We start from the raw sequence: 26,100 nt of genomic DNA on the forward strand, positions 1-26,100 counted from the left end.
GCGCGGTGCTGTGGTGCTCGCGCGACGTCAGCTCACCAGCACCGCGACCGCCCGCTTCCTGACCAACCCCACTGCAGGCAGGCTGGCTCGCGCGACGCTCTCGCGACTGCGCTCACCCACCATTAACATGGCGTGACGGCAACTAACAGCGCGGAGTGCTCAGGAAGTGATCTGCACCCTTCACGGACGTCGGATCTCCGCAACGAACGCATCGGTCAACCCGGTCTGAGAGAATCCCTCCAGTGCGACCGGAGTGGTTCCAACGACAGCGACACTACCGTCGAACAGGAACTCGATATCGTATCCGAATGTACCGTTGGCATTCAATTGACGCGTCCGAACGGCACTCCCTGACAGGTCATACTCCCTCAGGAACATATACCGTTCTGCATCGCTTCCTGTTTCGCCAATATTCGACCCGGTTTCACCGGTCACAACGACGCTTTCGCCATTGCATCTTACTGAGCGAGCCTCGTCTCCAGTGAGACCAAATGTATGATTCCAAAGAACCGATCCTGCCACATCGTAACGGCGAATATAGGAGTTCGATCCGTGGTCGCTGTCGTGTATACCTACCTCGATTCCTCCCCCATCATCAAGCGCACAAGACCCCGTAACTTGTTTCCCAATATAGGTACCAAAGAAAGTGTGTTGGGCCGTCCAAATCTCGGAATTATCTGCGGAATATCGCCTCGAATAGACACCGCGTGAAGCAGTATTTCCCGTTCCTCCAATGGATCCACCAGCGTTGCCGGACACGATCCATCCACCATCCCCATAGAATTCAATGCGTCGCGCATCGTCTCCCGAGCTCGAACCGAACTGAAGCGTGCGAACGAGGTCTCCCGAAGCGTCGAAGAACATTGCAAACGCGTCGGTCGTCCCACTGATTGGGGTTCCGTTCAGCGACACATTGGTACTACCCACGACAGCGAGAATTTCGTTGCTGGCCGCCACATGCTGTACCTGAACTTCGGAAATAGACTGTGCCAGGTCCACCTTCCACATCTCGGCACCTGACGCCGAGTATCGGGCCAAGAATGGGTGCTTCAGACCATCCGACGCGTGGATCTGAAGTCCGAGAGCGACGATGCTTCCATCAGATAATGATACGCATCGAACCAAATCGTCGCCGACATCTTGCGCCCAGTCGAGGGATCTGTTCGGGAGGTATCTGTGCATAATTCCCACGTTACCTCCAGCTCCTCCGCGAGCAGGAAATGTTCCGCAAAATATGATGGCACCAGCGTTGTCTGTGGAAACAGTTAGTCGTGAAGCCTGACCACTTGTTCCGAACTGATCGACAATAGAAATGTCCATGCACGCTCCGCCCATCGGACGAAGATAGACTTCATCGCGGCAGGCAGCATCGCACAACATTCGACCAGGGGCGTCGGTGCAGATTTGGTCATACCCCAGGGAATTCGTGAACGAATCACCACCGCAAATATTTGCTGTGTCACAATGGTCCACGCATGTGCCGCTCGAGCAAAGATCGACGCGATCATCGCACGCGCCGCACCCAAGACCGCCACACTCCATGCCCGAGCACGCGTCCGTGAACGACGCCGTGGTACAGTCAGGACCGAAGCCCGTCGCATCGAACGTCGTCGGGTCACCCCAAGTCTGAGACGTGGCGCCATCGAGGCTGATGACGACGGTGTGTGTGCCCGAGCGCTTCGGGGAGCAGTACCCGAGCAGATAGGTGCGCCGCACCTGACCTGCGATTCGGGCCGCAAGGTGGGAGAAGTCGCGGCCGAGCGTCACGGGGTCCGGGGAGTCGATGACGTGCTCTTCTCCGACGAGGCTCGCGAGTGCCGACGCGCTGTAGTCGCGACCGACCAGACCGACCGCCAAGACCTCGTCGGTCGTGGCTCCGATCGCAGCCACGGCGGCGTTCGCGGGAAGCAGCCCTGCCGTGTCCGCTCCATCCGTGAAGAGCACGACATAGCCGGAGGTGAAGGCCCCGCCCTCGTTGCGAGTCCGGAAAGCCTGCTGTGCGCTGCCACTGCGCGCGAGGGCGTCCACCACCCCGCCGTGAAGGTTCGTCGAGCCCGGGTCGGGGACCGTGTACCCGCTGAGCGCGTCGAGCTGGGTCAGCACTAGCGCTAGATCGAGAGTGTGGGGCTGCCACAGGGTCGGCGTGGCCTCGCCGGCGAAGAGCTGAATGCCCACCTGAACTTTGTCGACGAGACCCCGCGCGGGCTCCTGAAGGGTCTCCACGAACTGCCTCGAAGCAGCGATGACATCCGAGAGGACGGCCGTGGTCGAGGTCGACATGTCGATGGAGAGGGTCACGAAGACCTGAAGGCCACGACGCTCAAGGAGCGTGGTCTGGGCCTCGGAGCTGGTCGCGATACCGTTCTCCTCGACCACCACTTCGCCGGAGTCGAGCTGCGACTGGGAGAGGTCCGTGATGGGGCGGCCCCAGCAATCCTCCATCGCGAAGAAGAGCGCGACGCCGGAGGGATCGGCGGTGCGATTGTCGAGGATTCGAGTGCGTACGCACGAGCGATCCGCGTTCGCGGTGTAGTCGACGCCATCCGCGATGAACCCGTAGCTGAAGTGCTCCGCCTCCCCGGTCACCGCGCCCGTCGTGGGAATGCCGCCGAGTCGCTGCCAGCCGCCACCGTCGGCGGTGTTGCGGGACCAGAAGAGGGTCGCGAGCGGGACGTCGGCCGAGGCCGCGCTCGATGGTAGGGTCACTTGAATCGGCTGGGCGAAGGCCGTCCCCTCTGGTTCGAATTGGTAGAGGGGCGAGAACGCCCGATAGCCGGCTGGTGTCGGCATCGTGGTCTCGGTGATCGTGATCATCGTGTCTTGCGCGAGCGCGCCCGAGGGGATCACGACCTCCGCGGATCCGAGCGCGACTGTCGCGCCGGCCGCTCCGACCATCATCGTCACGCTCTCACCCGAGCCCGTCATCATTCCGGAGTCCGGCGCGGTTCCGCTGTCGAGCTGCGAGTTCCCTCCATCCGGTGGAGGCCTCCCAGCGTCGCCCCCGCCGCCGCAGTCGCACGCCCCGTAGCTCCCTGCGCTACACGTCTGAACCCCAGACACTCCCCCGGCGCAAGCGCAGATGGAGGTTTGGCCATCGACGCAGGCCGGAGTGCCTTCGCCCCCGCCACACCCCGTGGTGACACCAACCAAGAGTCCCAGGAGCGAGAACGCAATGGATTGTGGACGTCGTAGATGGTGGGAGTGAGCGGGCATCGGAATCCTTTGAGGGCACATCGCTATGTCCCCCCTCGAGTGGTCAGACGACATGCCGTCGTGACGAAATCGTGCACGAGTTCTGATAGCGACGGCGCACGCGTCGAACAATCCCCCAAACAGGGGATCTCCGAACTGCGGATGACTTTCGCCTCGACTCTTGCTGTCAAGCAGGACGCTGCGAAAGGAGGCGAACGGGGAGTGTGCACTCGCCGGAACGCCCCCCCCTCGGCAGCCCCCACCCGGACCATAGCCGAAGGCGCGTTCATGTCGGCTTCTGTGAAGCGCCACACACACAACGTGCGGTCACTTGACTTCATGTGGCGCTTCACTGAAGGAAACATGAAGCACCCTCACCACTGCATGTCGATGTAGTGAGTCCAACCCGCGTCACCTTCAGGCTGAGCCAACATACCATCGCCTTGTCTCGCGCTCAGGGCGCGCCTCACCGAACGGTCATTGTTTTTGTGGCAAACAATTCGCGTGCTTACAAGAGGTCGTTCCTGTCGGTGGTGGGCCCAATTCCAGCTCGGCGTGGAACTTGGCTTCGTCCGTGAGGCAGGTCCGGCGCGGCTCCTCGAACGACGCGGCCAGCCATGTGGCCAGCTCCTGCTGCTGCGCGTAGTGCTGCGCGACCTCCTAGGCAGTATAGGTGCTCATGGGCCCGGTCACGTTCCATCGCTCTCGCCTGTCAAGCGCGTCGTTGTGGGGGGCGCTCAGATGGAACCAGCCACCGGACTGATCGTCACGTTGGCCTGGGCGCTCGCGCCTTGGCTGAACGTGCCGACCCACACACGGTAGACGCCCGACGTCGCCCGCACGTCGACGGCCGGGTTGGTGCCCGCGAAGTCGTCGTTGCAGCGAAAGGAGCCGTCCGGTAGCCGCACGACCATGACCAGGTTGGTCCCGGAGGTCGCCGCGAAGCGCACGGTGCCAGCGTCTCCCGCGACCTCCATCTCGATGTGCGCCAGGTCCGGCGAGAAGCCGACGCAGGACGGGCCGATACCCGCTAGCGAGACCTCGCCGCGCGCCTGCACGACGAGCGTCTCGGTCTGCCCGGAGACGTAGCGCATGACTCGCGTGTCCGTGGTCGCGGTGGGGACGCCGGCGGCGCCCTCCACGTCCATGTCGCGGATGCGCCAGACGAACTGACCCCCGTCGGCCTCGACCTTGACCATGGCGCAGCCAGCGTCATCCACGGTGCGGAGCTCCGAAACGCGCGTCTGCCGCCCGACGAACGCGTCCATGGCGGCCACCCAGTTGACGTCTCCGTTGACCGGCGTGTGGCGGCGCAGCGTGACGGTGCTCCCGACGCGCAGCGGGCCGTGGTCGACGCTGCCGCGCGACTGACCGCACATGCGCCACGACGGGACCGGGGAGGGGGCGGTCGTGGGAGCGGGGGGCGGCGTGGGCGCACTGTCGGCACCGTCGACGTCCAGGTCGCGGATACGCCAGACGAACTGACCCGCATCGGCCTCGACCTCCACCATCGCACAGCCCGCGTCATCCAACGTGCGGATCGCGGTTACGCGCGTCCGGCGGCCGACGAAGGCGTCCATGTCTTCGGCCCAGTTGGCGTCTCCGTCGATGGGTGTGTGGCGGCGCAGCGTGACGACGCTTCCCACGCGCAAGGGTCCGTGGTCGATGCTGTCGCGCGACTGGCCGCACATGCGCCACGACGCCGCGGTGGGGCTCACGGTCGGCGCCCCCTGCGTCAGCGCTACGTCGCGGATGCGCCACGCGAAGCGCTGCCCGTCGACGTCCACGCGGACAACGGGGCATCCGGCGTTGTCGATGGTCCCTTGGCGCACGACCTGGGCCGGGCGCCCCACGAAGGCGTCCATGTCGGGAGCCCAGTTGTCGTCGCCCCCCACGGGTCGGTGGCGACCGAGGCGCACGCGGGCGCCGGCGCTCATGGGTCCGAACTCCATGGCGCTCTCGATCTGGCCGCAGTCCTGCCAGCCGTACGCGGCGGCGGCGGAGACCACCTCCAGGTCGCGCACGCGCCAGTTGAACTCGCCGGCGTCGGCGGCGACTCGGACGACGGGGCAGCCCTGGTTGTCGACTCCTTGCACGTCCGTTACCGTGGTGGACTGGCCCACGAAGCGGTCCATCGAGGGCGCCCAGTTGGGGTCAGAGTCGACCGCGCGGTGAGCGCGCAGCACCACGCGCGCCCCTCGCCGAACGCTGCCGAAATTGGCGCTGGCCTCTTCCTGTCCGCACTCCTGGGGACCTCGCGCGTAGGCCTCTTGGGTGCGCGTGGCTACGAGCGAGTACGCGGGGTTCGCGTCGCGCTGATAGGCCCCCACCCAGATTTGGTACCTCCCCGCTACGAGGTGTTCCTGCACCCCGGCGTTGAGGCCGTCGAAGTCGTCGTTGCAGAGCCAGCGCCCATCGGGCGTCAGAACGGCTATGGTAGTATCGCCGGTGGATTGGGCGACCAAGCGCACCTCGCCAGCCGCGGTGAGCGTCATGGTGTGCGACGGCGCGGTGTTGACGTAGCCCACGCAGGAGGCCCCTAGGTAGCGAACCGACACGGGGCCGCCACCCACGCCGCGCCGCGTCTCGGAGGCGGTCAGCGAGAAGCGGTCCGCGGCCGACGCGCGCGGGTCGACGGCGGCCGCCGCGCGCGACGACAGGTCGCGGATGCGCCACGCGAAGCGCTGTCCGTCGACGTCCACGCGGACAACGGGGCATCCGGCCAGGTCGCGCCCCGGCAGCTCGACGACGCGCGCGACGCGCCCAACGTAGGCGTCCATCTCGGGGGACCAGTTGTCGGACCCGGCGTAGGGGCGGTGGCGCCCGAGCGTGACCTGCTGCCCGGCGGTGAGCGTGCCGTAGTCGGTTTGTCCGGCCGCCTGGCCGCAGGCCTGCGGGAACTCGCGCCGCTCGAGGTCCGTGGTCGGCTCGAGGGCGCGGCTGGCGCGGCAGCCGTCTTCCAAGCCGCCCTCACACGCGGCCCTGAAGGCGCGCTGCGCGCGGCGCTCGTCGGCGCGTACGCCAGCGACCCCGAGCAGCGCGCGGCCGAGCTCTAGGCAGGCCCCCGCGAGCCCGGCGGTGCAGTGCGTGTCAAGCAGCTCGACCGCTCCGGAGGGGTCGCGCTGTCGGCCTTCGCCTCGCAGCATCGCGCCGGCGTGGAGCAGACAGGCGTCCGGGGCGCCGAGCGCACACCCGCGCGCGGCGAAGTTGGCGAAGGCCCGACGCTCCCGGGGTTGCGTCGCGAGGTGGCCGGCGAGCACCGCGCAGGCCGACGCCTGGTCCGCGTTGCAGCCCGCCCGCAGCTGAGTCAAGGCCGCGCGAACTTCGGCCTGAACGCCGCGCTCAAGCACCATCTCGCAGGCGTCCGCGCTTCTGTGCGCACAACCCTGTCGAGCGAAACGCCCCACCTCGGCAGAGGTCAGCGACGCCCCGCCGCTCCGCGCGAAGATCGCCATGGCAAAGCAGGAGTCTCCGTAGTCGCGCCCGCAGCCGTGGCTGAAGTACTCACGGGCGCGGTCGTTGTCGGTCCGGACGCCTATGCCGTTCAGGTACATGAGCGCGAGGTCGTGACACGCGCCGCCGAACCCACCGGCGCATGCTCGCGCGCGCAGATCGACGGCTCGCGACGTGTCGCGAGGCAGCCCAGGCCCACCCTCTTCGAGCAGGCTCGCGAGAGCGGAGCACCCCTCCCAGTCATGTTCGTCACACGCCAAGCCGAAGTATCGCGCGCTCTCGGGCCACGAGGGCTGGGCGCCCGCCAGGCCCGCGATCGCGTTCACTCCGAGGATCGTGCACACCGCGCCAATGTGGTGCGTGCCGCAGGCGCGCTCGACGACGGCCAGCGAGGACGCCGAGGGGTTGCCCCGCTGCTCGAAGAGGGCCGTCGCGTACTCGGCGCAGGCGTCGGTGGCGTCCCGCTGGCGCTCGCAGGTCGCGCGCAGGCGGCCGAGGCGGTTGCCGCCAGCGCGGCTCGTGCTGCGACGTTCCGCCGCGGGCGCGGTCCGGCAACAGCGCGGGTCGCGGGACTCAGAGGCGCACTGCATGCAGGAGGAAGCGCTGCGCGTGCCGGTCTGCTGGGCGGCGCCCGCGGCGGGGAGCGCGGTCACCAGGGCCGCAAACAGAGCGCTGAATCGAAGCGCCATCGGGCACGCCGCGACCCGCGTCCGACGGACCGTCCATTGCCGGTGGCCGATGTGTCTCATCCTTCGTCTCCCATGGGGACCCCGCACGCGCAGCGGAATCCAACATCACTCGCCGGGCGCGCGGCGTCGGCCAGCGTGGACTCGAACCTGGGGTCTGCCTCACGCCGAAACCAGCCGTCGCCGCGAATAGGACGGAGGCCGTCGCGTTGCTCGTCGCCTGCCACCCACTCCCGCAGGTTGTCCTGCGTGTGCAAGAGCCCGAAGGTGTTGGCGCTGTCTGCGGGCGCGTTGACGGCGAACACGCGGAATGCCGCCGTCGGCCCCGCAGCGGAGGCGACTCGCTCCCACTCCGCCGCGCTCGGTAAGCGGCAGCTCTCGCCTAGCCTCGCGCAGTACGCGACGGCCGCGTTGTACGGCACGCACGAGACTGGCCTGTCGAGGACCGGGACACCGCTCGCTAGGTCTAGGCCTTCGTCGCTGGTGCAGCCCGCCTCGGTCGGCAGCGCGGCGCAGGAGCCCGTGCTCGCGCAGTTGTTGGCCTCGCGAAACGCCGCGATGGAGACCTCGGTGCGGTCGAGGCAGAAGGGGCCGGAGCCGGCCGCCTCCGTTCCTGTTCCTGGGATCAAGACCTGTCCGTCCCGGCAGCGCGGCGGCGCGGCGATCGGACGCACCGCGTCCGCGAGCGACAGCGAGGCTCGGTGCTGGGTCCCGCCCGCGCCCTCCACCCCGGGCTGAGGCGTGCCCGGGGTGCCATGCGCCGGGGCACCGCCGCCGGGGCCGGAGCCACCCCTCCCGTCGATGTGCGCGCTTACATCGCGCTGCGACCAGCTCATGAACCCGCCGCCGAGCACCACCGCTAGCGCGAGCAGCCCAACGCCGGCGCCTCCGATGACGGCCCGTGTCTGGCTCGCCGTGTGTGGCTGAGCAGGATGAGGGAACGACTGATACGAGACGACGTCGAAGCCTTCGGCCAAGGCGGCGTAGAACGCGCCGGCGGACGGAAAGCGCTGCTGCGCGTCCTTTGACAGCGCCCGATGGACGGCGTTCGCGACGTGCGCCGGGAGGTCCGGGCAGTGGGTCTGGATGGGCGCCTCCTTTTCCATCCCCACCTTCAGAATGATGGCGGCCACGGAGTCCCCGACGAACGGTAGGACGCCCGCCAGCGCCTCGTAGGCAATCACCCCAAGGGAGTAGATGTCGGCCTCGATGCCGACGTCCGCCGCGGACCGGATCTGCTCGGGGGACATGTAGTAGGGAGTGCCCATCGCGACGTTCGTGCCGGTCAGCCGCACGTAACTCTCGCCCGTGACCAGCGTCTTGGACACGCCGAAGTCGACCAGCTTCGGGACCACACCACCCTGCTGGTTTCGGGCCTCCGCCAGGAAGATGTTCTCCGGCTTGAGGTCTCGATGGATCACGCCCGTCAGGTGCGCCGCCGCGAGCCCCGCGCACACGCCGCGCATCACGTCCACGAGCTCGCGCACAGACATCGGGCCCTCGGCTAGGCGGTCGGCGAGCGAGCGCCCTTTCAAGAACTCCATCACCAGATAGAAGCCGCTCTCGTCCCGGCCGACGTCGTAGATATCCACGACGTTCTCGTGATCCACTGAGGCGGCCAGCTGCGCCTCGCGCAGAAAGCGGGCCACCGCCTGCTCACCGTCGGCGAAGCCCGGGAGCAGCCACTTGATGGCGACCCTGCGCCCCGTGACGTTGTGCCGGGCGACGAAAACTGCGCCCATTCCGCCGCGGCCGATCTCGCGCTCGACGATGTATCTACCGGCGATTGTAGCGCCAGGCTGGGGCAGGGCGGCCTGGAGGGCTGGGTGGGGGGTCATTCCCTGAGTCATCGGAAACTCCCTCGTGGTCGGTTCGTGAAGGTGGAACCAATAGCACTTGTTCAGCCGCCACGCCTATCCCCCGATTGTGGGACGCGCTGGGCGCCATTTCACAGAACCGGGGTTCTATTTGAACGGGATCCGAACCTCGCTAACTCGCAGGCAAGTACGTCTAGACCAAGACTGTGGCGCATGAGCTCGGCCCACGCGGTGTTGCGGGCGCGGGAGGAGGCGGACTTCACCGCTCTCTTGGAGCCGATGACGGAGGGGCGTTGGTAGCTGACGGCTTGTTTACGCAGGCGGGCGTTGGCGCCGAGGATGCCCCCGTACAGGAGGTTGTTCGCGGCGGGCGGGGGGACCAGCGCCACCAGACGGTCGATGAAGCGGTCGCAGCTCATGCGGATGTGGGTGGTACCGTCGCGCTAGCCTTGAGCTCGAGGACTACGCCGTCGGGGGTCAGGGAGAGGCGCTTCTCTTTGAGCGGCGGGCGCAGGATGTAGCGGACCATGCGCTCGAGTTCCGCGCGCGCGCCGGCGCCCACTCGATTTCTCACGAAGTTGGGGCTGGATGGGCGAGCGCATGTACTGGTCGTCACCCACGGTCGCGCGCAGTATTCGTGGGTTATCGCTGTACGTCAGCATGAGCACACGCCGGGTGAACCACGTTCGGTGCCCTGAGGTGGTCTGCGAACAGCCCCACGTGACCCACGTGACCCCACCCGTCCACTCCCAGCCCAGTCGAGCCCTTCACCGTCCCAGGGAACCCCGCCGACCTCGGCCGCGCACGCTCCGCACCGACGACCACGTAGCCGGCGGGCGGGGGGTGGCCTGGTCAAAGGGCGTTGGGGGGGCCCCGTTTCAAGCGCCTCGGCGCGCCGAAACGGGGGAGGCACCACAGGGAGCGCCTGCGCGACCGGGCCCGTGACCAGGCCACCCCCCGCCCGCCAAGCAACCAGCTAGCGATCACACACCAGCGAACCCCGAGGACAAGCGGATTCCCGCCCAGGTCGGCTGCTTGCGGTACCCCCCACCGCTTCTCATACTCCCTCACCGTGCGCGACGTAACGTCCTCCCCCACCATGGATCTCGGCCGCTTCGCCCCCACACTCGGCCCGACCTGCGGAGGGTACCTGAAGTCGTACCGTGCCCGCTTCGAGGAGGCCGTCCGTCAGGGCACGCCCGGGGTGGCCGGCGCCTGCCAGCACGCGCGCGCCATCGACGGCCTGCTGAACGCGCTCTACTGCGCCGCCGACGCGGCCGCGCGGCTCGAGGCCAAGCCCGTCGGCCGCCTCGCGCTGGTGGCGGTCGGTGGATACGGCCGCCTCACGCTGGGCCTCCACAGCGACGTGGACGTGCTCTTCTTGTGCGACGACCCGTCCGAGCCCTACGTGCGGCGCGTGTCCGAGGGCCTGCTGTACCCCCTGTGGGACCTGGGCGTGGACATCGGGCACGCCGTGCGCGGCGTGGACGAGACCATCCGCCTCGCCCTCGAAGACATCCGCACCAGCACCACCCTGCTGGACCTGCGCTGCGTGGCGGGTGACCGGCACATCGTCGACGAGCTCCACAAGCGCGGGCAGGAGGAGGTCTTCGAGTCCAACCTGGACCGCTTCCTGGACGCCCTCACGGAGGACACCGAGTCGCGTCACCGTCGCTTCGGTGACTCGCTGTTCCTGCTGGAGCCCGAGGTGAAGCAGGGGCGCGGCGGGCTGCGCGATCTGGACGTGGCCGAGTGGACCATCCGCGCCCGTCACGGCGTGCGCGACGTCTCCGAGTACGTGACCTGCGGCGCGCTGGTGGAGCGCGAGGTGGAGCGCCTGGAGGCCGCGCGCGAGATGCTCTGGCGCACCCGCAACCTGCTGCACCTGCGCGCCGGCCGGCAGCAGGACCGCCTCACCTTCGCGGACCAAGAAGAGATCGCCGAGCAGCTGGGCTTCGTGGACGGCATCTCCCTGGCCGTCGAGCAGTTCATGCAGGCCTACTACCGCCACGCGCGCGTGGTGGCCCAGACCACCGAACGCATGCTGGACCGCGCCCGAGCGGTGCGCGAGAGCTCGCACCCGCGCGGCATCCGCGTGTTCGGCGACGGAACCGTGCAGGTGGGCGGGCGCGTGGATCTCGAGCGCCCCGAGTCGCTCAAGGACGACCCGGCGCTCGCGCTGCGCCTGTACCGCCGCGCGCTGCGCCACCAGCTCACGCCGCACCCGCAGACGCGCGACGTCATCGCCCGCTCCGCCGCGAACAAGACCTGGCGCGAGCGCTTGCGCCGCTCCGAGGAGGCCACCCAGCTCTTCGTCGAGATCATCAAGGACGTGGGCGACGCGCCCTTCCGCGGCGGCGCGCTGACCGAGCTGCACGAGGTGGGCCTCATTACGGCCATGGTCCCCGAGTTCGGGCCCCTGGTGGGGCGCGTCATGCACGACGCCTACCACGTGTACACGGTGGACATCCACTCCATCCTGGCCGCCGAGAAGTTCCGTTCGCTCATCCGCGGCGACCACACGGAGATGGGCATGGCCTCGCGCCTGGCCGCCGTCGCACCACGCCGCCTGCCCATCTTCCTGGCCTTGCTGCTGCACCACCTGGGCCGCGCGTACGGCCGCGGGCAGCAGGCGCGTGGTGCGCAGATGGCGCACGACGTGGCGCGCCGCTTTGGGCTGAGCGAGGCCGACGCCGAGCGCGTGGGCTTCCTCATCCGCGAACACTGGAACTTCTACCGCATGGCCACGCAGCGGGACGTGCACGACCGGGCCACGCTGGCCGAGGTGGCCAAGTCCATCGCCAGCCACGAGGCCCTCAGCGACCTCTACGTCATGACCGTCTGCGTGCTGGGCACCATCAACACGACGGCCATGACGACCTGGAAGTCGCGCATGCTCGAGGAGCTGTACGTCGCGCTGATGTACTACTTCGAAGAGGGGCACGACCCACGGCAGCGCGTTGCCGACATCCGCGACGAGGTGCGGCGTGCGTTCGGCGAGGCAACCTCTGCCCAGGTGGCGGCCCTCGACGCCTTCGTCCAGCAGATGCCCGAGCGCTACATGCTCGCCAACAACGTCGAGAGCATCGTGGCGCACGCGCGCTTCGCCATCGCGCACGAGGCGGACGACGTGGCCGTGCGTCTGGGTCCCGGCCCCGAGGACGATGCGTTCGAGTTGGTGGTCATGACCGACGACCGCCCCGGCCTGTTGGCCGATGTGGCGGCGGTGCTGGCGGCCCACCGACTGGGTGTCATCGGCGCCGAGGTCTACGCGCGCGACACGGGCACGGCCGTGCGGGCCTTCGACACGTTCTTGGTGCGACGCGCCGCGGGGACGGGGGCGATCCCGGCCGACGCCGCGGCGCGGCTCACGCACGACATCCGCGAGCGCCTGGCCAACCGCGTCAGCGCCAAAGAGCTCATCTCGCGCCCGCCCAAGCCGCCGCAGTGGGCCACGCGCCAGGTGCCCGACGCGCCCACCGAGGTCTCGGTGGACAATGAGGTCTCGTCCACCTGTACCGTGGTGGACGTGTTCACCCGCGACCGGCCGGGCCTGTTGTCCGTCATCGCGCGCGTGTTCGCGGACCGCGAGCTGAACATCGTGCTGTCCAAGGTGAACACCGAAGGCGAGCGTGTGGCCGACGTCTTCTACGTGCAGCGGCCCGACGGCAGCAAGGTCAGCGAGCGCGAGGACGTCATCGCCCTGCGCGACGCGCTGCGCAACCGCGTGGCGGCGTTTCACGCCGAGCAGGGAGAGAAGCGCGCGTGATGCATCGAACGAGAGGGGTGCGCCCGGCCATCGTGCTGTGGGTGCTGACGGGGATCGCGGTGCCAGTCGCGTGGGGCTGCAGCAGCGGAGGCTCGACGCAGAGCGTCCACACACGGCTCAGCGACGACGTCGACTTCGAGGAGGACGGCGACGCCAGCCACCCGGCCAGCGAGCACGTGCGGGCGGGGGAGGCCAAGCTCGTGGTCGGCGACCTCGAGGGCGCGCTCGCAGACTTCCGCGCCGCCATCGCAGAGGACGCCGACGACGCGCGGGCCCACCTGGACCTGGGCCTCGTGCTGGAGCTGAGCGAAGCGTACGAGGAGGCCGAGCGGGCCTATCGCCGCGCCCTCACCATCGACGAGGACTTCCCCGAGGCGCTCAACAACCTGGGGCTGCTGCTGCTGAACACCGAGCGCGCCGCCGAGGCCACCACCTTGCTGCGCCGCGCCGTCGCGCTGCGTCCGCGCTACGCGGAGGCCACGCTCAACCTGGGGCTCGCGCTCGAGGCGCAGGGGGACGCCACCGGCGCGCTGGACGCCTACCGCCGCGCCGCGCGTCTCTCGCCCGACGACGCCTACCCACGCGTGAGCCTGGGCCTCTTGCTGGCCACGCAGGGCGACACCACCGCCGCGCAGACGGAGCTCAACCGCGCCCGCTCGCTGGCCCAGGGCGACGCGGCCACGCTGCTGGAGATCGGCTCCGCCCTGCGTCAGCTGGGAGACTTCACGGGCGCCCAGCAGGCGCTGCGCGACGCCATCACGGCCAACGACGACCGTCAGACCCCAGCCCTGGCCGCCGAGCTGGCCCTGGCGCAGCTGGGCGGGGGTGACACGGGGGGTGCGCGGCGCACGGTGGAGCAGGCGCTCACGGGCGCGCCCAACGACCCGACGCTGCACATGCTGCTCGGTCGGATCGCGACGGAGCAAGGCGACGTGCCGACGGCGCGCAGGGCGCTCACCCGCATGCTGCAGTTGGACCCGAATGGTCCTGCAGCAGACAGCGCCCGGGCGTGGCTGGCGGCCCACCCGGGCTGAGGTTGGCTGCGAAATCCCGCCGCAGAGGGGGCACCCCGGACTGAAGAGGCTGTCTCAGAACGGCTAGCTATCCCGAATTAGGGGCACCCCGGACTAAAGAGGCTGTCTCGAAACCGGCCTCCTGATAGCCGTCCTGAATTAGGGGCACCCCGGACTGATGTCCGGGGCAGCATCCTTCCGAGCGCCCGGCTACCGCCGGGCACTCGGAAAAGTCCTACCCACAAGGGGGAGGACTGTCTTGCTCGGCGCCACCGCAAATCCGAGAACGCAGCCGTCCCACCGACCACCCGACAGCAATCCACGAGACGCAGTCCGCCTCCGCAGGGGGCGGACTTCGAGCACGCGATCACCTGAGATTGCTGCCCCGGACTTCAGTCCGGGGTGCCCATATTCGGGGATCTGTCCCGCCTTCTTCCTCAGTCCGGTGTGCCCCTATTCGGGGACGGGTTCGGCGGGCGTGGGCGCCTCCGGGGGCTCCGCCGCGGCCGGGTCAGGCGGCGCGGCGCGCTTCTTCAGGCCCACCAGGAACACCTCGTAGCTCTCGTCGCGCGTGGCCTTGGGGCGCACCACCTTGCACTCCTCGTAGCGCTCCCGCACGGCGCGCTGCGCGTCGGGGAACTCCTTGCCCTGGAAGATCTTCCCGGTGAAGCGTCCGCCCTGCACCAGCACGCGGTCGGCTACGTCGAGCGCCGTCATGAACAGCTCGTAGCTGCGGTACATGTCCGCGTCGCGGACGCCGCTGGTGTTCGGGGCCATGTCGCTGATGACCACGTCGAACGCGCCGAGCGTGTCCAGCTGCAGGTCGTGCACGTCCAGTACCTCGATCACGGCGTTGGGGGGCAGGGCCGCGCGGTGCGGCTGGATGTCCACGCCATACACCTTGCCCTCGAGGCCCACCTTGGTGGCCGCGTACATGGTCCACGAGCCGGGAGCCGCGCCCAGGTCGAGCACGCGCTGACCGCGCCGGAAGAGCCGCACCTTCTGGTCGATCTCCTCCAGCTTGTAGACCGAACGAGCAGGAAAGCCGTCGGCTTTCGCGCGACGGCCATAGGTGTCCTGGAGTCGCCGGTTGCCGCCGCCGCTGCGACGTCGACCAGACAACGAGCTGCTCTCAGCCGCGCGGCTGCGGGTTCTTCTTCACCGCGCCGCGGACCGTGACGATGCCGTTGCGGGCACCGGGGACGCCACCCTCGACGAGGAGGATGCCCTCTTCGTCCATGACCTTGGCGACCTTCAGGTTGAGCATGCTGATGGTCTTGTTGCCGTACTGACCGGCCATGCGCTGACCCTTGAGCGTGTGGCCCGGGGTCATGTTCATGCCGATGGAGCCACCATGACGCTTGTACTCGTGGGTACCGTGACCCACGGTGCCGGCGCCCGAGAAGTTGTGGCGCTTCATGACACCGGCGAAGCCGCGGCCCTTGCTGGTGCCGGACACGTCGATGAACTGACCCTCGGAGAACACGTCGGACGGCTTGAGCGTCTGGCCGACCTCGTACTTGTCCGCCACGTCGGCCGGGACGCGGAACTCACGCACGACCGAGGGGGGCTCGACGCCCAGCTTCTCGTACACGGCGAGCTGCGGCTTCTTCACCAGCTTCTTGCGCTTGGTGCCGAAGCCAATCTGCAGCGCGCTGTAGCCGTCCTTGGCCTGGGTGCGCTTGCCGACCACCACGCAGGGGCCGGTCTGGATGGCGGTGACGCGGGCGACTTCGCCGTCCTCTTGGAAAATCTGGGTGTTTCCAAGCTTCTTGCCGATGAGACCAAAGTTCGTGTTCATGATCGCGAAGTTCGTTTTGGGGGCGTTCCGCCTGGTCGCTCTCGCCGCGGCAGGCCCACACAGAGGGTCTGGAAAAGGGTGCGAAGGATACGTGCGCGGGGGGTCAGGTCAAGGCGCACGGCGCAATTTTTATGATCCCGGGCGCGTCCCGGCGTCCGCGACGGCCACGGGGGGCAGCCCGAACACCCGCAGGGCGTTCGCGAAGGAGCGCTCACGCACCTCGGCGGGGTCGATGCCGCGCAGGGCGGCGATGCAGTCGGCGGTGTGCGCCACGTAGGCCGGCTCGTTGCGCCGTCCCCGATGAGGGATGGGCGCGAGGTAGGGCGCGTCGGTCTCCACCAGGAGCGCGTCGAGGGGCTGGACCCGCGCCGCCTCCCGCACTTCCGTGGCGTTCTTGAAGGTGACGATGCCGCTGAAGCTCGACACGAAGCCCATGTCGAGCGCCTGCTTGGCGAAGTCCGGGGTCTCGCTGAAGCAGTGGATGATGCCCCCCACGTCCCGTGCGTGCTCCTCGCGCAGGATGGCCAGGGTGTCCTCCGGGGCCGAGCGCGTGTGCACGATGAGCGGCTTCTTCACCTGGCGGGCGAGGGCGATCTGGTCGCGGAAGGCCTGCTGCTGCTCGGCCCGCGGCGAGTTGTCGTAGTGGTAGTCGAGGCCGGCCTCGCCGATCGCCACGAGCAGCGGGTCTGCCGCCACGGCGACGATCGCGTCCCGCAGGGCAGGGCTCCAGCTCTTCGCGTCGTGCGGGTGCACGCCGGACGAGGCGACCACCCAGTCCGCGTGGGCGCGGGCGACGTTCAGCGCGCGCGGCACGCTCTCCACGTCGCTGCAGCAGCCGATGGTGGCGATGCGGGTGACGCCCGCGTCTCGTGCGCGCTGCAGCACGGCCTCGAAGTCACCCTCGAAGCGCTTGTCGTCCAGGTGGCAGTGGGTGTCGAACAGGGTCATGCCGGGCTCCCCGTCCCGAGCGCCGAGAGCGCGTCGCGCAGGAGGTCCAGGTCCACGCCGCGCGGACGCTTCACCAGTGCCTCCAGCTCGGGGCGCAGGCCCGAGAGCTTCAGCTGCATGACCTGGGTGACCGCGTAGGGGCGGCCGTCCGGGCGGAAGGCTTTCAGTACGGCGCGCAGGGCGTCTTCGCCGCGCGGATCGCCCAGGCGGATGAGGGCAGCCCCCGCCGCCGCCTTGGTGAGCAGGGGTGTGAAGAGGCGCCCCGCGGACGCGGCCAGCGGCTCGCGCGCCGCGTCGACCCCCAGCGTGCCGAGGGCCTCGGCGGCCTCGAACGAGCCGCGGGCCAGCTGCTCGATCAAGACGGGCACGCCGCGGGAGTCGCCCAGATCGGCGAGGGCGAGGGCGGCGCTGGCGCGCACGCGCGGAACGTCCGTGAGGCGCCCCGCCAGCGCGTCGGTGGCAGAGCGGGCGTCGAGCGCGGCCAGGGCGGCGGCGGCGGTCGCGCGCACGGCCTCGCTCACGTCGTCCAGCGCGCGGAGCGTGGCGTGGAGCGCGGTCGGGCTGGCCTGCCGCGCGCCGCTCGTTGCCGAGTGGCACGGCTCGGGGGCGTCGCCGCGCGCGCCGGACTCGCCCGCGACCCGCTGGGCGAGGGCCTCGAGCCCCGCGATCTGCAGCGGTGGGTCCGCCCGCGTGACGCTCTCGACCAGCACGGCTTCGTCACATCCGAGGGCACCCGCCGTCAGCAGAGCGGTGGCGCGCACCGCGGGGGCGGGGTCCTGACGCTGCGCCAGCACGTCCGGCAGGACGGTCGCGTCGCCCACCAGTCCCAACGCCGCCAGCGCCTCGAGGCGCACCCGGGCGTCCGTGTCGCGGCACAGCGTGCGCAGCCCCTCGAGGGCCGCGGCGAGGTGCTCGGCCGGCACGTTCCCGAGGGCACGGGCCGCCGCCACGCGAAACTCCGCGCGCGTGGCGTGCACGTCGCGCAGCGCCGCTTCGGGCGTGGGGGTGAGGGGGGTCAGGAACACGTGCGGTTCCTAGCGCCCGGGTCGCGCCACCGTCAAGGGGCGCTTTTTTGACCCCTTCCCAGGCAGCGTGCTAGGTGCCAGCTCTCGCTGGACGTGTGCACAGCCGCTCATCTGAGCAGGAAACGTTCGTTCAGCGCGGTGAAGGAGAAGCAACGCGAATGACCCAGCGCACAACCCCCCTCGAGCCCCTCCGGCCCATCCCGGCCCTCCTCCTGCTCTCGCTCGCCCTCGGCGTAGCGGGCTGCAACTGCGGCGGCGGTGACGGCGAGTCGGGCACGGGCGAAGGCGCGGAGGCGCCGGTGTCCGAGGTGTTCGAGGACCTGGACACCCAGCTGGACCTGATCGAGCTGGTGCACCTGGCGGACGTCTACCACCACGGCCTCTACATGGACTTCGGCACGGCCGCCCAGGCCAAGTACAGCGTCGGCGATTGGCGCTCGGGCTGGGGCGCCCGCGCCGCCGAGGGCGACGCCACCTTCTCGTTCGTAGGGACCCGCGCCCGCTTCTACTTCCCGGTGGACGAGGCCGGCGACCACACCCTGCGCATTCGGTTGCGCGCGCACGGCACGGAGCGCCTCACGCCGTACCTCAACGGTGAGACGGTGCAGTCGCTCACCATCCGCCAGGGCGAGTTCGCCGACTACGACGTGACGCTCCCCGGCTCGAAGCTGGTGGTGGGCGAGAACAACATCCAGCTGGTCTTCGGCGGCAGCACGCAGGTGGGCGGTGAGGATGTCTCTGCGGCCATCGAGTCCGTGCGCGTCGTGCGCGGCAGCTTCCCCGACGGTCAGTTCGACGCGCCGGCCTTCGACGCGCTCGTCGCGACGGTCGCGCTGGGCGGAACCGAGCGTCAGGCCGTGGTGACGCGTCGCCCGATGAGCCTGCGCTACCACGTGCAGGTGCCCGCCAACGGGCGCCTGGGCTTCGGCGTGGGGCTCGAGGGCGAGGGCGACGCACCGGTGAAGGTCTTCGTCACGGGTGACAACGGCACCCGGCAGGAGGTCTTCTCGGGCACGGCCGGAGGGAGCTGGAACGACCAGGTGGTCGACCTGAACGCGTTCGCCGGGCAGGTGGTGCGCCTCGAGCTCGCCTCCGAGAGCGCCGGCGCCGGGCGCGTGGCCTGGAGCGTGCCGCGCATCCTGGTGCCGCACGTGGAGCGGCCGACCATCGAGCCGGCCCGCAACGTCGTGGTCGTGCTGATCGACACGCTGCGCGCCGACAAGCTGCGCCCCTTCAACTCGAACAGCCGCGTCGAGGCCCCCACCATCGACTCGCTGGCGCAGGCGGGTGCCGTGTTCGAGCTGGCGCAGTCGGCCGAGAATTGGACCAAGCCCTCCGTGGCGTCGGTGCTGACGGGTCTCTACCCCATGACGCATGGCCAGAAGACGGAGTCTTCGTCGCTCTCACCCGACGCCGTGCTGCTCAGCGAGCACCTCAAGGAGCAGGGTTTCCGCACCGGCAGCTTCTTGGCGAACGGCTACGTGTCGGACCGCTTCGGCTTCAACCAGGGCTGGGACCACTACACGAACTACATCCGCGAGAACAAGAGCACCGAGGCCGAGAACGTCTTCAGCGAGGCGGCCACGTGGATCGAGCAGAACCGCGGCGAGCGCTTCTTCGCGTACATCCAGACCATCGACCCGCACGTGCCCTACGACCCGCCCGAGGAGTACCTGCGCCGCTACGATGCCCGCCCCAACTACGCCGGTCAGGTGCGTGCGCGCATGACCCCGGATCTCCTGGTCGGCGCCAAGCGCAACCCACCCACCGTCACCTTCGACGAGAGCGACCGACGCCGCCTGGAGGCGCTGCACGACGCCGAGATCACGCAGCACGACCACTTCTTCGGCCGCTTCCTGGCGCGCCTCGAGGAGCTGGGCCTGACGGAGGACACACTGGTGGTGGTGGTGTCCGATCACGGCGAGGAGTTCAACGACCACGGGTCCTACGGCCACGGCCACTCCGTCTACCAAGAGCTGCTGCACGTGCCCCTGATGTTCCGCCTTCCGGGTCGCATCCCGACCAACACGCGCGTCGGCACGGCGGTCAGCACGCTGAACATCCCGGCCACCGTGACCGACCTGCTGGGTGTGCCCACGATGCCCACGCAGGAGGGGCGTAGCCTGGTGAACCTCATGCTGGGCGTGAACCAGCCGGGCCCGCAGGTGGCCTTCAGCGACTTCCAGGACGAGCGGCGTGTCATCACCACCGGGCGCTGGAAGTTCCTGCTGCGCGGGAACCTCACCTCCACCATGTTCGACCTCCAGCAGGACCCGCGCGAGCGTCAGCAGCTCCCGGCCGGCTCGAGCCCGGTAGCGCAGCGCTTCTGCCGCGTGATGCTCTCTCAGTTCCTCGGCTCCACCGAGCGGGGCAACTGGACGGGCTCCCAGCAGCGGCGCGGCACCGAGCTGCGCGGCGGCGATGCGGTCATGGACGACGAGATCCAGGGGCAGCTCCGCGCCCTTGGCTACGCCCACTGACGCGCGCGCTGCGCCTGGCCGACACGCATGGAATCGCCGGGTCACCTTCGGGGGGCTCGGCGTTTTCGTCTCGCGATGCCCAGAAGGCTCAGGTGCCGTCGGGGTCCTCGGCCGCAGTCGTCGTCGCCGGGCTGCGGACGGGGAGCACGATGCTCACGGTGGTGCCGACCTCGCCGCGTCGGCTGAGGTACTCGATGTTGCCGCCGTGGGCCGTCACGATGCGGCTGACGATGGCGAGGCCGAGCCCCGTGCCCGTCGCCTTCGTCGTGAAGAACGCCTCGCTTGCTCGGGAGCGGACGAGGGTGTCCATCCCTTCTCCAGAGTCCTGCACGCGGATGCGCACGGCGTCGCTTTGATCCAACAGCTCCCGTCCGCCCGTGATGGACAGAGACCCACCACCTGGCATGGCCTGGAGGGCGTTCTCGAAGACGTTGATGAACACGCGCTCGAGCAGGTCGCGGTCACCATCGAGGGTGCTCGGGAGGTCGTCGAGCGCGAGGCTGCACTGCACCTGCTCGCTGCGCGGGTTGGCGCGGCGGACTCGGTCGAGGGCGTCCTCGATCAGCGCACTCAGCGAGATGGCCTGGGCCTGGACGGCCACGGGGCGCGCGTAGGTGAGGAGGTCACCCACCAGGCGGTTCAGGCGGTCGGATTCGTCGTTCAAGATGTTCAGGAGCGTCGCGTGCACCTCGGGGGGGTGCTTGGCGCGTCGTAGCGTCGCCACGGCGTTCTTGAGCACCGCGAGCGGGTTGCGCACCTCGTGGGCGATGATGGCCGAGAGTTCGCCGACCGCCGCCAGCTGCTCTTGATGAACGAGCTCTTCTTGGATGTGCTGTCGCTCCTCGTAGGTGCGCAGCAGCTCGTCCGTGCGTGCGGCGAGCTCGTCCCCCGTGCGCAAGGAGCGCTCCAGCAACATCCAGCTGGCGAGGACGGTGCCGATCACGGAGGCGTGCTCCAACAGGGTTGGCGTCCGGATGCGCAGCGCGCTCACCACGATGTCGAAGACGAACGAGGGGACCGTGATGATGCCTCCCCATGCCAGCAGGCGGAGGTCGGCGCCATCGGGGGGGCGCCGCAGGGCGCGGATGCTGGTGACCAGACCGCACGTCCCCGTCGAGAGGGCCCAGAGCGCGATCAGCGGTGAACCCTCCACGGCGAACGGCGGGGGGACGTCGACCCAGGTCGCGCGGAACGAGGTGTTGTTGGCAGGGTCCACGAAGAGCCCGCCAAGGGTCAGGACCATGCCCACGACGCAGCTGACCCACGCGATCGTGACGACGCGGTCGTGCGGCCGGCCCATGAGCTGGTGTCCGAAGGCAACGAACGCGGCGGTAGTGCCGCCGATGGCATAGAGCCGCGTGTTCAACGCGACGACCAGCTCCGCCTCATCCGTCGCCGTGGCGTACAAGTGCGCACCGACAGCGTACAGCGCCAGGAACGCGCTCAACAGCGCGAAGCCGAGGTACTCGTCCCCACCACGTCGCTTGAACAGGAGGTAGAAGTACGAGGCTGCGATGAACGTATGGACCGCAGCCCACCCCAGCGGAAGCGTGGCGTAGAGCGTCACGGAGCCTCGTTGGGTGCGCTGCGGCGACCCGTGTCGAGCGGGGGAAGGGGGGCGACGCTCGTGCGCTCCGTCGGCAGCAGCAGCGACACACAGGTGCCCTCGCTCGGAGTGCTGTCGATCGCCATCTGACCGCCGTGGTTCAGCGCGACGCGCTCGACGATGGCCAAGCCCAGGCCGGTGCCACGCGGACGTGTCGTGAAGAAAGGCTCTTTGGCGCGCCCGAACACCTCGGGGTCCATGCCGTGGCCCGTGTCGCGTACACGGACGGCGACCGCGGGGTGGTCGCGTAGGCTCGCTGGCCCCGCCTCGACGCGCAGCGTGCCCCCCTCGGGCATGGCTTGGAGCGCGTTCTCGAGCAGGCTCGACAGGGCCTGGCGTAGCAGCTTGGGGTCGCCCGCGACAGTGGCCGTGAGCGGGTGGATGTCGACCTCGACCTGCGTGGCGGGCGCATCGATCTCCTGTCCTGCGAGGGCCTGTTCGAGGGTGAGGTCGATGAGCGCTTGAAGGTCGACGGACTCGGACTGCGGGACGACGGGCCGCGCGTACGCCAACAGGTCGTGCATCAGCCGGTTGAGCCGGTCCGTCTCTTCGTCGAGGATGCCCAGGAGCGTCTGACGGTCCTCGTCGCGGGTGCGCTCGCGTCGCAGTCCCGACACGGCGTTCTTGATGACCGCGATGGGGTTGCGCACTTCGTGGGCGATGACCGCGGAGAGCTCGCCGACCGCCGCCAGCTGTTGGCGGTGCACCAAGCGCTCTTGGATCCCGACCAGCTCCTCGTGGCTGCGGTGCAGCTCGGCCGTGCGCAGCTGCAACGCGCTCTCGGCGTTGACGAAGCGGTCGAGCACGGCCGCGGTCATGGCGCCGATGGTGGCCAGACCCAACACCTCGGTCAGCATGAACGAATTCACGCCCATGAGCCTGGTCGCCATGTCGTGCGAGGCCATCGGCCAGGTGACCCCCCACGCCACGGCCACGCGCACCAGCTCGGGATGCGCGCGCGCGGCGCGCAGGAGCCTGCTGAAGCCGTGCAGCGCCAGCGCCCAGGTCGCGCTGAAGTACAGCTGACCAGGCACCGTGATGTAGATGTGCGGGTAGGGCGCGGAGGGACCCGGTAGGTCGATCAGCGTCGGCAGCGGGGTGAGGGACACGAAGGCGCCAGCCGCGACGAGGACGAGGCCAGCAGCATACCAGGTGAGCCGGGCTCGCAGGAAGTGCGTCGGCAGCCCCAGCACCAGGGTGCTGTACTCGTAGGAGCCGCCCAGCACGATGATGGCGGCTGCGCCGCCGATCTGGGTGCCCAGCATGGCCGCCTCGCGTGTTGCCGACGCCAGCACCAGCGCGTTGGAGGCCGCGAGCGAGCAGAACCCCAGAGCGACGATGGCGAACCACAAGTGCTCACGCTCGCGTGCCCGGCCTCGGAACAGCAGTCCATGGTACAGGGCCGCGTATCCGAACACGCAGGCCAGCGCGACGCGTAGCGCGATGGCGCCGCTCATGCGGAGGCTCGCCGGGAGGCGCGACGGGGGGAGTTCGGCGACACCCCCGAGCATAGAGCACGGAGCCGGGGCGGCGGAAGCCCCAGCTCGTCCGACGGGCCGCCGCTGGTGTGGTGCGTCCTCGCCGATGCGGTGGCATCCACTCGTCGTCGCGCCTCGCACGACGAAGACCCGGGAGCGCCAGCCGGCTGTTTCGTCGCGAACTTGCCGGCGGGGGCGCTCTCTGCGCTACCCTTTCCGTGTGAAGCACGATTGGTCACTGGTTCTGGGTGCCCTCGCGGTCATGGCCACGCCGGTCCTCGCGCAGCCGCGCCTCGAGGTGCGGGAAGCGCGTCAGACGGGGGAGTACGCAGGGGTCGCGCCGGACAACGGGCACACGCCGCCGCGGCATGGCGCGGTGCAGCGCGCCTCGGACCGCACCCTGATCACGTGGCCTGGCTTCCAGATGCGCCGCGACGGGGGATCACGCTTCTTTCTGCAGGTGAGCCACGCACCCGAGACACAGCTCGTGCGCACCGAGGGCCGCCTGGAGCTGCTGGTGCGTGCCACCACCACCCACGTCCGCAACACACGCCGCCCGCTCGAGACACGCTTTTTCAACACGCCCGTCACGCGCGCACGGGTGGAGCGCCGTTCCCGTGACCTGGCGTTCGTGTTCGACATGCGCGCGGACGTCATGCCGACCGTCAGCCAGCAGGCCGGTGCCAACGGGTACCACTTCGTGATTGTGGATTTCCCGCCGGGCACGTACGTCGAAGGGCCGGCCCCCGTGCCCGCGCCGGCGAGTGGGTATGACGCGCCACGCGACGACTCCGAGCGCTTCGAGTCGGAGCAGGACGACCCCGACGACACCCCCGAGTATTCGCCGCGCCCGCTGCCCCCGCCCGGCATGCGCGACGAAGAGCGACCACCCGGGATGTGAGCACGCGTGAGGGGCGCCTCCCGAGCGGCGCACGAAGCAGCCCCGAGTGGTCGCCAGTCGTACTCGATGGGACGCGGCGGCGTGATTCGGCGTCGAGGTTCCTTCGGTCCTCAGCCGCGAGCAGCGAACTCGTCGGCCGCGTCGTCCAGCCGCACCCAGGGGTAGCCCATCGCGCGCACTTCGCGGATGGCCGCTCGCAGGGCGGCTTCCTTCTGAGCCAACGGCACACGTAGGTCGGGCTGGTGCGGCGTGAGCCACCCGAGCCCATCCGCTTCGGCGTCCGCCAGGTCGATCCCGTGGAGCTCCAAGTTGATGAGCGGCCGCCCCGCCATGCCCCGTGACAGCGCCCGCGCGCCCGCGGGCCCCGCCAGCACGAGGCTGGTGCCGATGTACGGCAGGCGTCCGGCCACGGCACGTGTGACGCCGATGGGAAGCTCGAGCATGCCTCGCCCACGTCGGCGATAGGGGCGCGCCATGCGGTACGGGTCCGGCGAGGCCGCGAGCACGCGTGGATCGTCCAGCACGCTGCGGCTCGTACGTCCGCGCGCGCGCATGGCGCCCATCGCGAGGGCTTTGGCGCCGTAGTACGCCGGGCACGGGAAGACGCTCGAGTCGTAGCGATAGCCGAGCTTGACGAGCTTCTCCACGACCAGGTCGCTGAGCGTGTAGCCCGGCGCCCGGAACCCATGGGGGGCGAAGCCAGTGGCGGCGGTGATGGCGGCGTGCGCGTCGGCGACGTCCGCTTCGATCTCGGCGGGGGAGCCACGGGAGAAGTCGTACAGGTGGTGGAACGTGTGGTTGCCCAGCTCGTGGCCAGCGTCGACCAGTTCGCGCAGGCGTGCGGCGTTGCCGGTCGTGCTCACGTCGCGACCAACGACGAAGAACGCAGCGCGCAGCCCCTCCTCCTCGAACAGGCGGACGAGACGCGGCAGCGCGCGCTCGTAGATGGCCGACTGCGACGCCAGGACAGCCTCGCGCAGCGCCGCGTCGTCCAGCAGTCCGTGGATGGCCGCGTAACAGGGGATCTCGTCCAGGTCGACGCTGATGGCCGCGACACCCCTCGTTCCTCTCCGCCTGCCCCGCATGGTCTCGCTCGCGCTCCTCGCTCTCGTCGACTCGTGCGCTCAGCCGCGGATACGGATGGCGATGAACAGGCGCGCCAGGTTCTTGAGGACGTTGGGCACGCGGCGCGTGAGGCCGATGCTCGGCGGGCGCTTCTCCAGCACGCGCACCGGGATCTCCAGCATGCGCACGCCGCCGCGCTCGGCGCGGATGACCAGCTCGCTGGCGAAGAGGTCCTTGTCGACCAGGCACGCGTTGGCGACGTCGACCACGGAGGCGCGCCGGAAGGCCTTGAGCCCGTGGGTGTCCGTGCCGCGGAAGCCGAGGGCCACGCGCAGCATCCCGTTGATGACGACGGTGCCGAGGCGCCGGAACAAGGGGCGCTCGTCGCTCGCGCCCGCCATGACCTTCGATCCCACCACGAAGTCCGCCTGCTTCGTCTCGAGGGCCTCGAGCGCACGCCGGTAGAAGTCCGTGTCACACAGGTCGATCTCGTCGCAGATGACGTACTCGCCGCGGGCGGCGATGATGCCGCGGCGCAGGGCGAGGCCGTAGTTGGGCTCTCCCACGCTGCGGATGCTGACCTGCGGAAAACGCCGCGCCAGCTCCTCGCCCACTTCGACCGTGCGGTCCGTGCTGCCGTTCTCGGCCAGGCACAGCTCGTACGTCCAGTCGAACGCCTGCAGGCGGTCGATCAGGTCCACCACCGCGGTCTGGAGGATGGCCTCCTCGTTGTACACGGGGATGATGATGGAGACGCGGGGCTGCGGGTCGGTCGTCATGAGCGCCCGGCACTCTTCCGCACGGTGGCGCGCGGGTCAACACCCGACGCGCGGAACCGGGGCAGAATGCGACGCGTCGCCATGAAC

17 protein-coding genes are annotated in these 26,100 nt (G+C 69.4%); 4 read left to right on the forward strand and 13 right to left on the reverse strand.

The annotated features are described in order from the left end of the window. Positions 1-180: 180 nt before the first annotated feature. From H6726_12855 to H6726_12875, 5 genes are all read right to left on the reverse strand, one after another. Positions 181-2,904, reverse strand: a complete 2,724-nt coding sequence (locus H6726_12855) for a hypothetical protein (protein MCB9658530.1) — start codon at positions 2,902-2,904, stop codon at positions 181-183. Positions 2,905-3,929: 1,025 nt separating this feature from the next. Next, positions 3,930-7,298: a sel1 repeat family protein gene (locus tag H6726_12860; protein ID MCB9658531.1), complete on the reverse strand. Its 3,369-nt coding sequence runs from the start codon at positions 7,296-7,298 to the stop codon at positions 3,930-3,932. A gap of 92 nt (positions 7,299-7,390) precedes the next feature. Beyond that, on the reverse strand, positions 7,391-9,181 hold the full coding sequence (locus tag H6726_12865) for a protein kinase (protein MCB9658532.1): 1,791 nt from the start codon (positions 9,179-9,181) through the stop codon (positions 7,391-7,393). A gap of 98 nt (positions 9,182-9,279) precedes the next feature. After that, positions 9,280-9,567 (reverse strand): hypothetical protein, encoded by a 288-nt coding sequence (locus H6726_12870; protein MCB9658533.1) that lies wholly within the window; start codon positions 9,565-9,567, stop codon positions 9,280-9,282. Further along, the gene (locus H6726_12875; protein ID MCB9658534.1) at positions 9,564-9,677 is read right to left on the reverse strand and encodes a hypothetical protein; all 114 of its coding nucleotides are present in this window, start codon (positions 9,675-9,677) and stop codon (positions 9,564-9,566) included. Before H6726_12875 ends, H6726_12870 begins: the two co-directional genes overlap by 4 nt. A 543-nt stretch (positions 9,678-10,220) precedes the next feature. Between H6726_12875 and glnD the strand changes: the two genes are divergently transcribed. Continuing rightward, positions 10,221-12,917: a [protein-PII] uridylyltransferase gene (glnD, locus tag H6726_12880; GenBank protein MCB9658535.1), complete on the forward strand. Its 2,697-nt coding sequence runs from the start codon at positions 10,221-10,223 to the stop codon at positions 12,915-12,917. Then, a complete protein-coding gene (locus H6726_12885; GenBank protein MCB9658536.1) occupies positions 12,917-13,951 on the forward strand; it encodes a tetratricopeptide repeat protein in 1,035 nt (344 codons plus the stop codon). Before glnD ends, H6726_12885 begins: the two co-directional genes overlap by 1 nt. Before the next feature lie 432 nt (positions 13,952-14,383). Here the strand turns inward: H6726_12885 and H6726_12890 are convergent, their stop codons facing one another. The 4 genes from H6726_12890 to H6726_12905 all read right to left on the reverse strand — a co-directional run bounded on the left by H6726_12890 (position 14,384) and on the right by H6726_12905 (position 17,704). After that, positions 14,384-15,052 (reverse strand): RlmE family RNA methyltransferase, encoded by a 669-nt coding sequence (locus H6726_12890; GenBank protein ID MCB9658537.1) that lies wholly within the window; start codon positions 15,050-15,052, stop codon positions 14,384-14,386. Between the two features lie 10 nt (positions 15,053-15,062). Beyond that, positions 15,063-15,731 (reverse strand): 50S ribosomal protein L3, encoded by a 669-nt coding sequence (gene rplC / locus H6726_12895; protein MCB9658538.1) that lies wholly within the window; start codon positions 15,729-15,731, stop codon positions 15,063-15,065. Between the two features lie 129 nt (positions 15,732-15,860). Continuing rightward, positions 15,861-16,679, reverse strand: a complete 819-nt coding sequence (locus H6726_12900) for a TatD family hydrolase (protein MCB9658539.1) — start codon at positions 16,677-16,679, stop codon at positions 15,861-15,863. Then, positions 16,676-17,704: a HEAT repeat domain-containing protein gene (locus tag H6726_12905; protein ID MCB9658540.1), complete on the reverse strand. Its 1,029-nt coding sequence runs from the start codon at positions 17,702-17,704 to the stop codon at positions 16,676-16,678. The genes H6726_12900 and H6726_12905 overlap by 4 nt, the downstream gene beginning before the upstream one ends. A gap of 158 nt (positions 17,705-17,862) precedes the next feature. Here H6726_12905 and H6726_12910 point away from each other — a divergent pair, with 158 nt between their 5' ends. Further along, positions 17,863-20,184, forward strand: a complete 2,322-nt coding sequence (locus H6726_12910; GenBank protein MCB9658541.1) for a sulfatase-like hydrolase/transferase — start codon at positions 17,863-17,865, stop codon at positions 20,182-20,184. Between the two features lie 88 nt (positions 20,185-20,272). Here H6726_12910 and H6726_12915 read toward each other — a convergent pair whose 3' ends face one another. Continuing rightward, positions 20,273-21,751 (reverse strand): hypothetical protein, encoded by a 1,479-nt coding sequence (locus H6726_12915; GenBank protein ID MCB9658542.1) that lies wholly within the window; start codon positions 21,749-21,751, stop codon positions 20,273-20,275. Continuing rightward, a complete protein-coding gene (locus H6726_12920; protein MCB9658543.1) occupies positions 21,748-23,247 on the reverse strand; it encodes a hypothetical protein in 1,500 nt (499 codons plus the stop codon). The genes H6726_12915 and H6726_12920 overlap by 4 nt, the downstream gene beginning before the upstream one ends. Before the next feature lie 241 nt (positions 23,248-23,488). Here H6726_12920 and H6726_12925 point away from each other — a divergent pair, with 241 nt between their 5' ends. Then, positions 23,489-24,169, forward strand: a complete 681-nt coding sequence (locus tag H6726_12925) for a hypothetical protein (protein ID MCB9658544.1) — start codon at positions 23,489-23,491, stop codon at positions 24,167-24,169. Between the two features lie 110 nt (positions 24,170-24,279). Here the strand turns inward: H6726_12925 and H6726_12930 are convergent, their stop codons facing one another. Together H6726_12930 and H6726_12935 are read right to left on the reverse strand one after the other, a co-directional pair. Next, positions 24,280-25,254: a polysaccharide deacetylase family protein gene (locus tag H6726_12930; GenBank protein MCB9658545.1), complete on the reverse strand. Its 975-nt coding sequence runs from the start codon at positions 25,252-25,254 to the stop codon at positions 24,280-24,282. A 39-nt stretch (positions 25,255-25,293) separates the two neighbouring features. Continuing rightward, the gene (locus tag H6726_12935) at positions 25,294-26,013 is read right to left on the reverse strand and encodes a glycosyltransferase (GenBank protein MCB9658546.1); all 720 of its coding nucleotides are present in this window, start codon (positions 26,011-26,013) and stop codon (positions 25,294-25,296) included. Between the last annotated feature and the right edge of the window lie 87 nt (positions 26,014-26,100).

It is taken from the genome of Sandaracinaceae bacterium (assembly GCA_020633055.1).
Classification (GTDB): Bacteria; Myxococcota_A; Polyangia; order Polyangiales; family Houyiibacteriaceae; genus JADJJE01.

Bases quoted from the DNA above. Each gene is read 5' to 3' on its own strand.
- H6726_12865 (MCB9658532.1), bottom strand. From the start codon at position 9,181: ATGACTCAGGGAATGACCCCCCACCCAGCCCTCCAGGCCGCCCTGCCC.
- H6726_12870 (MCB9658533.1), bottom strand. From the start codon at position 9,567: ATGAGCTGCGACCGCTTCATCGACCGTCTGGTGGCGCTGGTCCCCCCG.
- H6726_12875 (MCB9658534.1), bottom strand. From the start codon at position 9,677: ATGGTCCGCTACATCCTGCGCCCGCCGCTCAAAGAGAAGCGCCTCTCC.
- H6726_12885 (MCB9658536.1), top strand. From the start codon at position 12,917: ATGCATCGAACGAGAGGGGTGCGCCCGGCCATCGTGCTGTGGGTGCTG.
- rplC (MCB9658538.1), bottom strand. From the start codon at position 15,731: ATGAACACGAACTTTGGTCTCATCGGCAAGAAGCTTGGAAACACCCAG.
- H6726_12900 (MCB9658539.1), bottom strand. From the start codon at position 16,679: ATGACCCTGTTCGACACCCACTGCCACCTGGACGACAAGCGCTTCGAG.
- H6726_12910 (MCB9658541.1), top strand. From the start codon at position 17,863: ATGACCCAGCGCACAACCCCCCTCGAGCCCCTCCGGCCCATCCCGGCC.
- H6726_12920 (MCB9658543.1), bottom strand. From the start codon at position 23,247: ATGAGCGGCGCCATCGCGCTACGCGTCGCGCTGGCCTGCGTGTTCGGA.
- H6726_12930 (MCB9658545.1), bottom strand. From the start codon at position 25,254: ATGCGGGGCAGGCGGAGAGGAACGAGGGGTGTCGCGGCCATCAGCGTC.
- H6726_12935 (MCB9658546.1), bottom strand. From the start codon at position 26,013: ATGACGACCGACCCGCAGCCCCGCGTCTCCATCATCATCCCCGTGTAC.